We start from the raw sequence: 14,967 nt of genomic DNA, 5'->3' as shown, positions 1-14,967 counted from the left end.
ACCTGTGGCTTATGATCGTGTTGACGTTTTAACTTCCGCGGTACTTTGGTGTTCTAAAGTACGTGGTTCATTGAGTGATGAGGTTGTCTCATCTTCTTTAACCGACTTTTTAAAGTCTTTAATGGCACCGCCGACATCTTTACCTAAGTTTTTTAGTTTAGACGTACCAAATAATAAGATCACGACAATTGCAAAAATTAGCACATGCCAAATCGATAAACCTGCCATCTTGTTTTCCTCTTTTCTATTTATGCCATATCTCAACAGTTCAACATGACAGCGGTGTGACGATAGGATTGCAATTTCAAGACAGTCGATTTTCTGGAAAAAAAACCGATGAGTGTTATGATGATTAGGTGAAATTTCAAGGAATATCGATGTGGCTTTGTTGTTGCCGCTATTGGCATTTTTAACAGGTTTACTTCTTGCCACAACGCCAGTTGCTACGCAATTAAAAACAATACTATCTAGTTTATTGGCCCGGTGTTTTATTCCTATTGTGATTATTTACAACATGGTGTTTTATCAGGTAGGTAGCCTTAGCTTGATGCTATTTAGCTTTTGCGTCGCTGTTCTATTGTTTTATTTTTTCCTCTATTTTTCAAAGAATAAGTTGAATGCCTTGTGTTTTAGTTATGTCAATATGGCATGGTTAGGCTTTCCTTTTGCGATTGCGCTATTCGGCACAGAAATCAGCCCTGCCATGGTGGCGTTGTATGTCGGTGGCTCTATTTTTGGTAACCTTTGGGCAGTCACTGCTGTGAGTAAGACGCCTCAGCCACTTAGTATGATTCTGAAAAAAGTCATGTATTCACCGCCAATCGTTGCTTTAAGTTTGGCTGCATTGTTTTGGTTGTTGGGTATACAGCACTGGCTACAACAGTATGGTATTGATTGGATATATGCTGCTACAAAGTTGGGCATGACCTTTTCGGGTATGTGTGTGTTGGGCATGTGGCTCAGGCACACCAAAGTTCATAGAGCAGATTTATGGCAAAGTACGCAAACCGCAGGCTTGAAATTACTTTGTGGTTTAGTGTTATGTGGGTTAGCGTATCGCTTTTTGCCTATACCACATATTGAACAATCGATTGGGGTCATGTTCTTATTGTTTTGTTTACCACCTGCGGCAAATATAGTGGCTTTAGAAACGCATTATCAGGGGACAGGAACTTCGGCAAAATATATCGCTTCGGGGACAATTGTCAGTTGTGTTGTGGTCAGTTTGTATGGCGTATTATTGCATTTGTTTATATAAAAAGGCTTTTGCTCTCTCCCTAAAGAGAGAGCAAAAAGTCTCAGTTACTTTTCTAAACTGTGTTTAAAAAGTTGCATGGCTTGACCACGATGACTGATTTTATTTTTTTCTTCTTTGCTCATTTCAGCACTAGAAATGCCCAGCTCAGGTAACCAGAATAGTGGGTCATAGCCAAAACCATTTTCACCACGTGCTGCTTCTAATACTTCACCTTTCCAAATGCCTTGGAAAATTTGTGGGAGTGGATCTTCGGCATGTTGTACCAAAGCTAATACGCATACAAACATGCCTTCAATGGTTTCACCATCTTTACGCAATGGTTTTAATTTCTCTAACAGCTTTTGGTTGTTGGCGGCATCATCGCCGTGTTCACCTGCAAAACGGGCAGAGTAAATGCCTGGTGCACCACCTAAAACTGGGACACAAATACCCGAGTCATCGGCAATTGCAGGTTTACCTGAAATACGGCTAGCATGACGGGCTTTAATAATGGCATTTTCAATAAAACTGAGCCCGTCTTCCACGGCATCTTCAATATTGAGTTGACCTTGCGGTACAACGTTGACTGGAAGTAGGAGTTCGGCAAAAAGTTTCTCAAATTCAGCAATTTTACCTTTGTTATTACTGGCAAGTACTAATGTGCCTTGAGATAACCATGCATTTGCAGACATTGTATTGGTGCTCATGAATTGAAAATAATGGTCTATATTTTAACTGAATTAGATTGTATAAAAGCAGCATAATCTATGAAGATTAAAAGCAACAACTGACTTTAAATAAGAACAAGAGATAAATGAATATGATTCGTCCAGCCACCCATACAGATTTAGGACAAATTGAAAAATTAATTCAACCTTATATTGCTGACTTTGCCATAAGCCGTGAAGGTGAAGAAAAATTTTCTTCAGCCTCTATTTTAAAATTATTAAACACCGAACAGGTTCATTATTATGTATATGAACAGAATGAAGCAATTCTAGGTATTATTGCTTATAAAGAACCTGCCCATCTCGTACATTTTTTCGTGGATATTGCTGTACAACAGCAGGGGATTGGTCGAAAGCTGTGGAATTATGTTGTTGCTGAACTACAGGAAAATATCACCGTGATCAGCGTAAATTCAAGTTGTTATGCGCAGCCTATTTATCAAAAATTTGGCTTTAAAGCTGTATCGGAAGTGATTGAAGCACATGGTTTAAGGTTTGTGATGATGCAAAAAAATACAACTGCCGAAAATAAAAAAGCACCCGAAGGTGCTGTCTAGCGTCAGTGCAATATTATTGCGCTTGAATCCATTTGTCTGCACGATCACGTGCCAAACGAATCTGGTCTTGGGTCAGGTTCGCTGCCAAAGCCGTCTTTTTACCTTCTGACATGGTAATGACTTTATTGTCGAGCATGCCATCACGCGTTGAAAGTTCATACCATTGGTAAGCACCAATATAGTTTTTCTTTTGCTCTTCCATCATGGCAAGATTGAAGCTGGCACGGTTGTCACCATGGCTGGCTGCCTTTTCAAAGTATTGGCGAGCCAAAGTTTCACTTTTGGCAACCCCAACGCCATCGGCATACATACGACCTACATTTAACTGTGCAGGGGATAAGCCCTGATCAGCAGCAGCTTTAAACCAAGCAAATGCCTGACGGTCATCTTGCTTTATGTCTTTACCCGTTTGGTATTTGGTACCTAAGTAAAACTGTGCAGCAGGTTGACCTGCTTTTGCAGCTTTAATTAAGTTATCAATATCCATGGTTGAATATTGGGCAGCTTGACTAGAAATGGAAGTAGATGGCGAAACGTACTCAGCATGAGACTGAATGCTAAAAAGTCCAAAAACTAGTGTGCTTAATAATAATTTTTTCATAGCGCGCTCACTCGATAAATTGCGACTTCACCAAACAGATTTGGGATATGTTTACTCAGTAAACTACCTTGCTGATCCCCATTCACGGCGAGTCGATTAATTATTCGGATGTTGTTTTCTGCACAAAGTGCTTCAAAATCTCGAAAAGTACATAAGTGGATGTTTGGAGTATTATACCACATATAAGGTAATGCTTCTGAAACTGGCATCATTCCTTTCAAAGCCAAGAAAGAACGGGTCTTCCAATGTGCAAAGTTTGGAAAAGTAATAATCGCCTGTTTCCCCACACGCACCATATCACGTAATAATACGTCAGGCGCATCTACAGCTTGCAAAGCTTGTGCCATCACCACATAGTCAAAAGACTGGTCGGCAAAGCGACTTAAACCTAAATTTAAGTCCTGCTGAATAATATTTAACCCTCGGCTGATCGCAATTGCAATCTTTTCCTGATCAATTTCTAAGCCATATGCACGAATATTGTGCTGTTTACTCATATGAGCCAGCAATTCACCATCACCACAGCCCAAATCGAGGACTTTAGAGTCGGGTTTAATCCATGCTTCAGCGAGTTGATGATCGATACGCATTACACAACCTCCTTAGCGGTAGATTTAAGCTGTTCTTCACCACCTAAAAATGCACGTAATGATTTTACATAAAGCGGAATCGGGAATAAGAATGAATCATGACCTTGTTCAGCATCAATATCCAGATAACTCACAGGCTTGTGATTACTAATCAGTGCATCCACAATTTCTTGTGAGCGTTCAGGAGTAAAGCGCCAGTCCGTGGTAAATGACACCACCAGAAACTTACATTTGGTCTGAGACATCGCTTGAGTCAGTGAATGTTCATATTCACGTGACGGATCGAAATAATCCAGTGCCTTGGTCATAATTAAATAGGTATTGGCATCAAAGTTTCGGCTGAACTGTTCACCTTGATAACGCAAATAACTTTCGACTTGGAACTCAACATCAAAGCCATACATAAATTTGCCTGACTTTAAGTCACGACCAAACTTTTGTTTCATGGCTTCTTCTGACAGATAGGTAATATGGCCGACCATACGTGCCAAAATTAAGCCGCGTTTTGGATAGCTGTCATGTTCTAAGTAGCGACCTTGATGGAAGTCGGGGTCAGACAAAATCGACTGACGTGCCACTTCGTTAAAGGCAATATTCTGTGCAGAGAGTTTTGGTGCGCTGGCGATGATCACACATTTCTGTAAACGCTCAGGATAATCCACCGACCACTGTAAAGCCTGCATGCCTCCCAAAGAACCACCGATCACTGCATACCAAGTTTGAATGCCTAAGCGATCAGAGAGCATGGCTTGGGTTTTAACCCAGTCACGCACGGTCACTAAAGGAAAATCTGGCCCATAAGGACGATTGTCATTTTCAGGATTTGGTGAGGTTGGACCTGTCGAGCCGCTACAGCCCCCAATGTTATTTAAGGCAACGACAAAAAACTTAGAGGTATCAATTGCTTTTCCAGGGCCAATACATGCATCCCACCAACCTGCTTTTTTATCATCTTCATGATGATAACCAGCAGCATGATGATGTCCCGATAAAGCATGGCAAATGAGAATGGCATTCGAGTGATCTGCGTTGAGCGTGCCGTAAGTTTCAACCATCATTTCGAAACGTGGTAAAACACGACCACATTCTAGTTCTAACGGCTCTTCGAATTGGAACTTTTGTGGGGTTACGAGACCCACTGAGTCAGCTGGAAAAGACACAGAAATACTTCGCCTTTAATTTTTTAGAACAATAAACAAAAGGATACCACTTGAGGGTATCCTTCTAAAGTCATTTTAGTGCTAATTATTATTGCTAATACTTATACCGCAGCAGCAATCACTTGGTCAGTGCTAAGTACACCTTGATCAATTAAACGGTTGGTACACGCAAGGATCGCTTCAATTGACGAGGTGACGGTATTGTCATGAACACCCGCACCAAATGAACCTTTACCCGTACCTTTTACTTGAAGTTCAATTAAGGTTAAGGCTTTGGCATGTGCACCTGAACTAATACTACGTTCTTCATAGTTCAATACGTCAATTGGTAATTGAAGCGCATTCAAGAATGCAGAAATCGGTCCATTACCTTCGCCACGTAAATGTTGAATTTCACCATCAAGTTCTATGTCTAATTCAATGACTTGGTTGCCATTTTCATCAGACAAACGGTAATTTTTTGCTGAATAATGCGCATTTTTGGTTTCTACATACGTATCTTTGAACAAGCTCCAGATTTGCTGTGCTGAAACTTCGACACCTTCTTCATCCGCGACTTGCTGAACCACTTGTGAGAATTCGATTTGTAAACGACGCGGTAATACTACGTTGTAGTTTGATTCTAACAAGTAGGCAATCCCGCCTTTACCAGATTGGCTGTTGACACGAATCACCGCATCATAGTCACGACCCAAGTCTTTCGGATCGATTGGTAAGTATGGCATGTCCCAGATTTCTTCGTTTTTCTGGTATTCAAAGCCTTTCTTGATCGCATCCTGATGTGAGCCTGAGAATGCCGTGAAGACCAAGTCACCTGCATAAGGATGACGAGGATGTACAGGTAAACCTGTGCATTCTTCAACTGTCGCAATCACTTCATTAATGTTCGAGAAGTCTAAGTTTGGTGCAACACCTTGGGTGTACATGTTCAAGGCGATTGCAGCAACGTCCACATTACCTGTACGCTCACCATTACCAAACACACAACCTTCTACACGGTCAGCACCTGCCATAATGGCCAATTCAGAAGCCGCGATACCACAGCCACGGTCATTATGGCAGTGCACAGAAATGATCACGCCATCACGACGTTGAATATTACGATGCATCCATTCGATTTGGTCTGCATAAACATTTGGAGTTGATACTTCAACAGTTGCAGGCAAGTTTAAAATCACTTTATGGTCTGGACGTGCATCCCAGATTTCAGTCACAGCATCACAGACATCTTTAGCGACTTCTAATTCAGTTGCAGAGAAACATTCTGGGCTGTATTGGAATACCCATTCAGTTTCTGGTTGTTGCGCTGCATATTCTTTAACTTTTGTCGCTGCGTTAATCGCTAATTGTTTTGCCCCTGCAATATCCACATTTAATACTTTTTGGCGGAATGTTGGCGAGTTTGAATTGTAGATATGTACAATTGCACGTTTTGCACCTTGTAAAGATTCAAAAGTACGTTGAATCAAGTGATCACGTGCTTGAACTAAAACTTCAATGTAAACGTCATCTGGAATATGACCTTCTTCAATCAATTTACGGGTGAAGTCAAAGTCAATTTGAGACGCAGAAGGGAAGCCAATTTCAATATGCTTAAAGCCAATTTTGACCAACATTTGGAACATCTTAAACTTCTGTTCCATGTCCATTGGTTCAAAAATTGCTTGGTTACCGTCACGAAGGTCGGTACTCATCCAAATCGGCGCTTGGGTAATTTCGTTGTTTGGCCATTGACGGTCAGGCAAGTCTACACGCTGGTACATGCGACGGTATTTTTTACTTGGATCAGCCAACATCATGAGGAACTCCTTGTGTAGTGCCCGTTGCTCAGTATTATTAAAATGCAACGCACTACTTATATATGGTATCTATTTCAACAAAATTAAAGGGATATTCAGGGGGTTTTGCTCAAAAAAGCAAAAATTTTTATACGCGCGCGTGGCGCAGCATCAGGAGATTCATTTGAGGTTGAGCGTGAGTCGGAAAAGCAAAAATATCATTCGTTTTCATCATGTAACCATCAAGATCAATAGGGTAATTTTACTTGTGCAAGCATTCGCAGAGTACTTGATTGAGTCTAGGCGAAAATTGCATGCAGTGCAAAAAGTTCATAATTTATTCTAATAGGATTGTAAGGGAAATGTTTTTCTAATTTTGCAGTATTATTTGAATATTAGAAAAAATTTCCCAAGATAGATTTATTTTTTGAAAAATATAATAACAAAGTGAGCTAACTAATTATAATTCTGACCACATTCGTATCAAGTTGTGATAAATGTTGGTCAGTTTCATGACTTCAGGATAAGCATCATCATGATCCTTACGTAATTGACGAATACTTTCATCAAGATTGAAGAGTAGATGGCGTTTCTGGTCATCACGAATCAAACTTTGTACCCAGAAAAATGAAGCAAAACGTGTACCGCGAGTAATGCTACTGACTTCATGCAAACTGGTTGCTGGGTAGAGTACGACATCGCCAGCAGGTAATTTCACTTCATGATAACCATAGGTGTCTTCAATCACCAAATCACCACCATCGTATTCTTCGGGTTCACTTAAAAATAATGTACAAGATAAATCTGTACGCATTTGTTGTGAAGTTCCACGAATCAGGCGAATTGAGTTATCAACATGAAAACCAAAACTTTCATGTTCATCATAACGATTAAACAGTGGGGGAATAATTTGATGTGGCAATGCAGCGGCTTGAAAAACTGGATTTTTCCAAATGGCTTGAATCACCAACTCACTTAGGTGATGGGTGAGGGGATCATTTTCCGAAAGTTGTTGATTTTGTTTGACTGAGGCAGAAAGGGTACCTGCTGTTACTTTCCCACCTACCCAATTTGCTGTTGCCATTAATTGGCGAAATTCAGCGACTTGTTCTTTGGATAAAACATTTGGAATGTGATGAATCACAGCCTATATCCTTCTAAATAAATGGTTATAAAAATAGCCTCTGAGCAGAGGCTATTTTATCTTAATTTAAGTTAATTCCATAATTAATTTATGGGATTAAATCTTAGTATTTAAAGTTAATGGCTAATACGGCATTGCGGCCATTGCCTTCAAATGCGTAGTGAGCTGCGTGTGCGCTCGTGAAATAATGTTTATCAGAAATATTATTCACGTTAAGCTGAACATTTACATTGCGGTTCACATCATATTTTGCCATGGCATTGTAGATGGTATAGGTCGGTAAGTATTTTGGTGCAGTTGTGTTTACATAAACTTGATCACGATATTCAGCACCCGCGCCCAAAGTTAATTTCGGCATAACACGATAAGTTGACCATAAAGTTGCGCTGTTTTTTGCAACGAATGGCAGTGGCTTACCTTCTTGTGCAATTGAATTGTATGCCGCTTTGGTAATTTCACTGTCTAAATAGCTATAACCTGTTGAAACTTCCCATTTGTTGGTGATTTTACCGTTTAAGCTAACTTCGAAACCATCAACACGGCTTTCACCTGCATTAGCAGAAGTAGTTGAATCAATTTGAATGCGAGTATTTTGCTTTTCAGTACGGAAAATTGCAGCAGTTAAGTTTGCACGATTATTAAATAAGTCCCATTTGGTACCAATTTCAAAAGTACGAGCTTCTTCTGGCTTGAGGGCATTGATGATATCCGTTGTACCTAAAGCGTTGTCACTGCTATCGCCTTCTGCAAGAACACCTACAGGGTTTGCAGAGGTTGCAAAACTGGTATAAATGCTACCATTTTCAGTTGGTTTATAAACTAAACCAGCTTGATAAGTGAAAAAGTCTGAATCACTTTCATATTTTGTCCCTTTAGGAATAGAGACTTCAGAAGTATAGGCACCATCTTTAGTTTTATAGACATCTTGATTATATTTTTTCTCGGTTTCAAATTTATCCCAACGGATGCCTAGGTTAAGCAACCATTGTGGGTTAAATTCAATACTGTCTAAAGCATACACAGACATTGTTTGACTACGCGTTGTAGACTGACCTTTAATACTGCCAATTGTATCGGTAAACAAACCATTACTTGGGTTGTTTAAGCCAGTACACCAACCATTCAGTGCAGCAGCGCTTGCATCACATGAATTGATATTAGATGTTAAGATTGTAGACGTAGTTTGACCAGCTGCATTGGTAAATGTGTGCATGCCTTGATCCGTTTCTTGTAGGCTCCATTCGGTTCCGACGTTAAACGAGTGATTTAATGCACCAGTATTGAATTTACCGCGTAATGACAATTGGTCACTATACGCATCGGTCTCTAAAATACGACTTAACGCACGTCGTGCAACAGTACCACGGTAAATGTTTCCTTTAGAGTCATCGGCATTGGTATAGATATAATCAGATTTAGATTTGTTATATGTAGCAATGTTTGCCAAGGTCAGATTTTCATTGAAATCGTGTTCAAGCTTAAACGTACCAATTTGGTTTTCACGTTTGTCAAAGTCACGTGCTTTCCAGCCATAGTAAGTTCCAGCTTTGACGCTTACAGGTTTACCATCGCCAGGATTAACAGTTACACCAGGAGGAGGTGTTGTTGGCTTTGCATTATTGAATGGAATACCCGCATCTGGTTCATCATTGCTACGCAAATAGTAATAACCAACAGAACCACGTGTGTCAGAGCCTAGACCAAAGGCGAGGCTAGTTGCGATACCAGCACGTGCAAATTCGGCTCCATCACTTTGTCCAGCTTTTTCATTTTCGTGCCCCATTACAATGACACGGCCAGCCATACCGTTACCGAAGTCTTTGTTGGCATCTAATTGAATGTGTTTATAGTTGTCGGTTCCGCCTTGAACGCTGCCTTGATAAGTATCGCCTTCATGAGCAACTTTAGGAATCAGGTTAATGCTTCCGCCAACGCTACCACCACCACCAAGGGCAGATGAAGAACCCTTAATAACTTCAACTTGTTCGATGGCAAACATATCGCGGCTTTGTGAAGTGGTATTACGAACACCATCCACATAAATAGAAGATTGACCGCTATAACCACGGATATAAGGCATATCTGTAAATGGTGTACCACCTTCACCTGCACCTAAAGTGATTCCTGGTTCATAACGCAATGCTTCTAATAGCGTATTAGAGTTGGTATCTTTTAAAAGTTTTTGCGAAAGAACAGAAACGGATTTAGGTGTATCTTTTAGAGGCGCGACAAATTTAGCATTTGCAGATTGATCAACTTTTAAAGACTCTTCTTGAGTTGCTTCCGTGTGAATGGTTGGCAACTGAGCTGTTTCTTCTTGAGCAATAGCCGTAGTCGCAACAACTGATAATGATGAGGCAATTGCTGCCGACACTAATTTTTTCCGCGTTTTAATAAATGACATTTCTGAACTCACAAAGAGTAGTAAAAATTCTTATGCGAATAATAATAATTCTTATTTATTTTACCAATTGTAAATGATTGGAATTGCCGATTAATGACTTTAAAGAAAATGTAAAAAATAATGATATTGTGTAACGATTTGTATATAAGTGCATGATTTTATATAAATATAGAAAAACCCTGCTAAGGCAGGGTTTTTTATTGGGATTTTGAATTTTAGAAATCGTAAGAAATAGATAACCAGTAGTTACGCCCAGAGATATACGTTCCAGACATAGCAGATCCTATCGAAAGGTATTTATATGCTTGTTGTACATCACCATTTAGGTCGTAATAGTCCATGTATTCGGTAAAGTCTTTATCTAGCAAATTATTTACAGCCGCATTAATACGTATCTGATCATTGAGCTGATAACTACCACCCAAGTTAAATAGGTTATAGCCAGAGAACTCATTATCGGTTTGCTTTTGAATATTCAATGCATCACCTGTTTGGCTTTCTAAGTAGCGGGGACGACCAGACTGATATTCATGTTGTAACCATAGATCAAATGCATCATTGATGTGCCATGTCGATGTGAGGTTGAATAAATGTTTAGCCGTTGACTCAAGTGCATAACCTTTGTTTTCGCCTTTGATAATCTCAGATTCGGTAAAGGTATAGGCAGCTTTAATATCCCATTCGGGAATGATTTGATATTTTAATGAGGTTTCGAGGCCATAGATTTCTGCCTCATCTGCATTAAAGCTCTTGGAATAAGATGTTACACCGTTGCCCAATCCAGAACAGTCACTGATACTGCAATTAAATTCTTTAGATATAGTTTTATCTTTAACAACATTAAAGAATGCAGTGGTATTAAAATCGAATCTATCCGAAGGCTGATAATTTAAGCCTACTTCATAATTAACCGAGGTTTCAGGCTTTAAATCAGGATTACCTAGAACTGGGGTGGTTCCTTGCCCACTAAAATTAATTATTCCATTGTGTAAAGCTTTAGCCGAAGGGGCTTTATAACCCGTACTCACACCACCTTTAAGGGTTAAGGCATCTGTTGTGTTCCAGACCAGATAAGCGCGTGGACTAAAATGCCCACCAAAACCTGAGTGGTCTTCATAGCGTCCACCAAAGGTAAAATGCAGACTATCCATCAGGTTCCACTCATCTTCTGCATAGAATGAGTAGGAATCCTTCTCAAACTCAGCTCCTAGACTTGCTATATCATCCACACTTTCAGCTTTTTTATACTCTGTACCCAAGGTCAATTTGTGATTTCTGAGAGTTGTAATGATATGGCTATCCACAACTAAATCTGTATTCTCTAGTGTACGATCGCGCCCCGCATAAGCATTACTAGGGAAAGTATTGGTCGGAATGGTACGCCCAATTGTTTCCGTTTTGGTTTGGCTAATATAAGTGTTCCATGTCCCGAAGTCATAATTACCATCATGACCAAGTGAATATTGTTCGCGGTTAAATTTTAGCTCATCTTTATAGCCACGTGCGCGCGCAGAAGTATCTTGGGTGCCTAGGCGGTTATCTGCATTGCTATAAGTTTGATTTGAATGGAAGGCATCGAGCCAAAGCGAATTTTGGTCATTCAAACTTAGATTTAATTTACCGCCAACATCATAGTTATCCGCTTCACTTGGACGAGGATCGCGTGAAGTCGAGCCAGCAACGATACGTTCAGAACTTTGGCGATCTAAATAGCTGCCACGAAGTTGTAGTCCAAGACGATTTTCAATAAGTGGGCCGTTGAGAAGAAAACTGGTTTTCCATGAGTCAGCTTCAGCTTTATGTTCCATTAAATTGCCACTTACTGTGACATTACCATGCCATTCATTGCTGATTTTTTTGGTAATAATATTAATAACACCACCCATCGCCTCGGAACCATAACGAGTCGCCATAGGGCCTCGAATCACTTCGATGCGTTCAATCGCGGAAAGAGGTGGAAGGAAGCTATTTGATGTTTCTCCAAAGCCGTTTGGCGTAACGTCAGAAGATGTAGTTTGGCGGCGTCCATCAATCAAGACGAGGCTGTAATCATTCCCCAAACCACGCATTTTAATGTTTAAGCCTGCGGTTTTACCTACGCCCGAGCGAATATCAATTCCCGGTACATCAGCCAATAGGTCTGCAATACTTGTGGCATTTTTCTTTTCAATATCTTCTTTGGTGACCACGCTGATGCTGGCAGGTGCATTTTTAATATCTTGTTCAAACCCCGCTGCGGAAACCACAATAGTTGAAAGTTGATGCATCGAAGAGGAGGTTTCTGAACTGCTTTCCGCAAAAGCAGAACTGGTGGATAAACCCAGTAGTGCAAGACTGAGTGGGCGAAGGTTGAACTTACTCATAAATAGAATTCCATAGTTGGACGAGATAAATAACTGAAAATAAATATAAATGTGATATTTTTGCATATAATAATGATAAGACTTATCATTTGCAATAAAAGCCGTTTAAAAAGAGAAAAATGATCGGAAATTTAGAAAGAAAAACAAAAGAAATCAGATAAAATCTTGTGGTTTAACCATCCAGTTTTGTATATCTTTAAATGTTGTCATATAATGTGGCACTTTTTTATAAACTGTTATTACTAAATTTCGAGGAAGCCATGCAAGTAACTTCTGAAGCGGTTTCGGGCGTTGCCCGTCGTTTAAATGTATCTGTACCGACGAGCCGTGTGAACGAGCAATTTGAAGCACGTTTAAAACGCACTGCTAAAACTGTAAAGATTAACGGCTTCCGTCCAGGTAAAGTGCCATTAAATGTAGTTCGCCGTGAATATGGCGCGGGTATTTACCAAGAAGTGGTAAATGACGTTATCCGTGACACAGTATTCGAAGCAATTCAACAAGAAAAAATCAATGCTGTTGGCATGCCAAACATTGATAAAGTAGAAAACAAAGACGACGTCCTTGTATACGAAGCGACTGTTGAAGTTTATCCAGAAGTTGAAGTGAAATTTGACGGTCTAGAAGTTGAACGTAAAGCATCTTCAGTAGAAGACAAAGACGTTGATCAAATGATCGAAAACCTTCAAAAGCAACGTGCTTCTTGGACTGAAACTAAAGGCATGGCGAAAAAAGACATGCAAGTAACTTTCGACTTTGAAGGTACTGTAGATGGCGAGAAGTTTGAAGGCGGTGCTGCTGAAGACTTTAAACTAGTTTTAGGTTCTGGTCGTATGATCCCTGGCTTCGAAGACGGTATCGTTGGTATGAAGAAAGGCGAAGAGAAAGTAATTGACGTTACTTTCCCTGAAGATTACCAAGCAGCGAACCTTGCAGGTAAAGCAGCACAATTCAAAATCACTGTGAAGCTTGTTGAAAAGCAAAAACTTCCAGAAGTTGACGCTGAATTCCTTCAAATCTTTGGTTTAACTGAAGAAGAAGGCGTTGAAAAGTTAAAAGCTGACGTGCGTAAAAACATGGAACGCGAAGTAAAAAATGGTCTTCGTAACCAAGTTAAAGGTGCGACTTTTGATGCATTAGTTGCTGCTAACGAAGTTGAACTTCCTGCTGCAATGGTTGCTCAAGAAATCGACCGTCAACGTCAACAAATGATCCAACAATTCACTCAACAGTTTGGTGCTCAAGGTGCTAAAGCATTTGACAGCAGCATGCTTCCAGATGAATTGTTCAAAGAACAAGCTGAAAAATCTGTAAAACTTGGCGTATTGGTAAGCAAAGTATTGGCTGATGCTAAACTTGAAGTTGACCAAGCTCGCGTTGAAGCTTACATCGAAGACATGGCTTCTTCTTACGAAGATCCAGCTGAAGTTATCGAATACTTCAAAAATGACAAGCAACAACGTTCACAAATTGAAGCTGTTGTATTAGAAGATCAAGTCGTTGATCACATTTTAGCAGCTGCAAAAGTAACTGATAAAACTGTTAGCTATGAAGAATTGTTGAAAGAGCAACAAGCTCGTCAACAAGGCTAATTTAGCTTGAGTTAAAAAAGGCGCTTTGAGCGCCTTTTTTTATCTCATCAAGATATTAGCTTGTCCTATATTCACAAAGCTTATGCAAAAAATATCTGTTATTTAATGGGGAATATTTTGCAATTTCGGTCATTATCCCTCATATTGTGGATATGGGTTAAGTCACAAAAAATCTAGGAATAAATAAACGTATGTATGTTCCAACTATTGAAAACGCGTTAGTCCCAGTTGTAGTTGAGCAATCGTCTCGTGGTGAACGTTCATTTGATATTTTTTCACGCCTTTTGCGTGAACGCGTTATTTTTTTAACGGGTGAAGTGGAAGACAACATGGCTAATTTAATTGTGGCCCAGATGTTGTTTTTGGAAGCAGAGAACCCAGATAAAGATATTCACCTATATATTAACTCACCAGGCGGTTCGGTGACAGCAGGTATGGCAATTTACGATACCATGCAGTTTATCAAGCCAGATGTTGTGACTTACTGTATGGGTCAAGCTGCATCAATGGGTGCATTCTTATTAAATGCAGGTGCGAAAGGGAAACGTTACTGTTTAGAAAATGCGCGTGTTATGATTCACCAACCACTCGGTGGTTTCCGTGGACAAGCATCGGATATTGAAATCCATGCACGTGAGATTCTTTTCATTAAAGAGCGTTTAAACCGTTTGATGGCAGAGCATAGTGGTCAAGACTATGAAACTGTGGCAAGAGATACAGACCGCGATAACTTTATGACTGCACAGGCAGCAAAAGAATACGGTCTTGTGGATGAAGTGCTTAGCAAACGTCCATAAGTTTTAAGATTTTAGT

Annotated in this window: 13 protein-coding genes; 4 read left to right on the top strand and 9 right to left on the bottom strand. The window is 40.0% G+C overall.

The window, feature by feature from the left end; all coding sequences use genetic code 11:
- Positions 1 to 9 precede the first annotated feature (9 nt).
- Complete coding sequence (tatA, locus tag MP622_RS11695) at positions 10 to 228, bottom strand: Sec-independent protein translocase subunit TatA (protein WP_016168241.1); 219 nt, start codon at positions 226 to 228, stop codon at positions 10 to 12.
- Between the two features lie 151 nt (positions 229 to 379).
- Here tatA and MP622_RS11690 point away from each other — a divergent pair, with 151 nt between their 5' ends.
- The gene (locus tag MP622_RS11690; RefSeq protein ID WP_243791078.1) at positions 380 to 1,258 is read left to right on the top strand and encodes a permease; all 879 of its coding nucleotides are present in this window, start codon (positions 380 to 382) and stop codon (positions 1,256 to 1,258) included.
- A gap of 44 nt (positions 1,259 to 1,302) precedes the next feature.
- Here the strand turns inward: MP622_RS11690 and rdgB are convergent, their stop codons facing one another.
- Positions 1,303 to 1,929: an RdgB/HAM1 family non-canonical purine NTP pyrophosphatase gene (gene rdgB / locus MP622_RS11685; protein WP_243791076.1), complete on the bottom strand. Its 627-nt coding sequence runs from the start codon at positions 1,927 to 1,929 to the stop codon at positions 1,303 to 1,305.
- 122 nt (positions 1,930 to 2,051) lie between these two features.
- Between rdgB and MP622_RS11680 the strand changes: the two genes are divergently transcribed.
- Positions 2,052 to 2,522: a GNAT family N-acetyltransferase gene (locus MP622_RS11680; protein ID WP_347881053.1), complete on the top strand. Its 471-nt coding sequence runs from the start codon at positions 2,052 to 2,054 to the stop codon at positions 2,520 to 2,522.
- A gap of 13 nt (positions 2,523 to 2,535) precedes the next feature.
- On the opposite strand, the gene MP622_RS11675 is transcribed toward MP622_RS11680, so the two are convergent.
- The 7 genes from MP622_RS11675 to MP622_RS11645 form a co-directional block, all read right to left on the bottom strand.
- Positions 2,536 to 3,123, bottom strand: coding sequence for a tetratricopeptide repeat protein (locus MP622_RS11675; RefSeq protein ID WP_044740063.1), 588 nt, complete (start codon positions 3,121 to 3,123; stop codon positions 2,536 to 2,538).
- Positions 3,120 to 3,713: a methionine biosynthesis protein MetW gene (metW, locus tag MP622_RS11670; RefSeq protein ID WP_016168236.1), complete on the bottom strand. Its 594-nt coding sequence runs from the start codon at positions 3,711 to 3,713 to the stop codon at positions 3,120 to 3,122. Before metW ends, MP622_RS11675 begins: the two co-directional genes overlap by 4 nt.
- A complete protein-coding gene (locus MP622_RS11665) occupies positions 3,713 to 4,873 on the bottom strand; it encodes a homoserine O-acetyltransferase (RefSeq protein ID WP_243791074.1) in 1,161 nt (386 codons plus the stop codon). Before MP622_RS11665 ends, metW begins: the two co-directional genes overlap by 1 nt.
- A 101-nt stretch (positions 4,874 to 4,974) precedes the next feature.
- Entirely contained in the window at positions 4,975 to 6,672 is a 1,698-nt protein-coding gene (leuA, locus tag MP622_RS11660; protein ID WP_243791072.1) for a 2-isopropylmalate synthase, read from the bottom strand.
- Between the two features lie 439 nt (positions 6,673 to 7,111).
- Positions 7,112 to 7,795, bottom strand: coding sequence for a Fe2+-dependent dioxygenase (locus tag MP622_RS11655; protein ID WP_016168233.1), 684 nt, complete (start codon positions 7,793 to 7,795; stop codon positions 7,112 to 7,114).
- A 103-nt stretch (positions 7,796 to 7,898) separates the two neighbouring features.
- Positions 7,899 to 10,199 (bottom strand): TonB-dependent siderophore receptor, encoded by a 2,301-nt coding sequence (locus tag MP622_RS11650; RefSeq protein ID WP_151504522.1) that lies wholly within the window; start codon positions 10,197 to 10,199, stop codon positions 7,899 to 7,901.
- Positions 10,200 to 10,414: 215 nt separating this feature from the next.
- Positions 10,415 to 12,562, bottom strand: a complete 2,148-nt coding sequence (locus MP622_RS11645; protein ID WP_243791070.1) for a TonB-dependent receptor — start codon at positions 12,560 to 12,562, stop codon at positions 10,415 to 10,417.
- Positions 12,563 to 12,822: 260 nt separating this feature from the next.
- On the opposite strand from MP622_RS11645, the gene tig reads away from it, so the two are divergent.
- Both tig and clpP read left to right on the top strand, forming a co-directional pair.
- On the top strand, positions 12,823 to 14,154 hold the full coding sequence (tig, locus tag MP622_RS11640) for a trigger factor (RefSeq protein ID WP_243791068.1): 1,332 nt from the start codon (positions 12,823 to 12,825) through the stop codon (positions 14,152 to 14,154).
- Between the two features lie 191 nt (positions 14,155 to 14,345).
- The gene (clpP, locus tag MP622_RS11635) at positions 14,346 to 14,951 is read left to right on the top strand and encodes an ATP-dependent Clp endopeptidase proteolytic subunit ClpP (RefSeq protein ID WP_016168229.1); all 606 of its coding nucleotides are present in this window, start codon (positions 14,346 to 14,348) and stop codon (positions 14,949 to 14,951) included.
- Positions 14,952 to 14,967: the final 16 nt, after the last annotated feature.

The organism is Acinetobacter sp. PK01 (assembly GCF_022819285.1).
Taxonomy (GTDB): Bacteria; Pseudomonadota; Gammaproteobacteria; order Pseudomonadales; family Moraxellaceae; genus Acinetobacter; species Acinetobacter tandoii.
The sequence above is the reverse complement of the archived record's forward strand: the minus strand, read 5'-3'. Positions and strand labels throughout refer to the sequence as shown.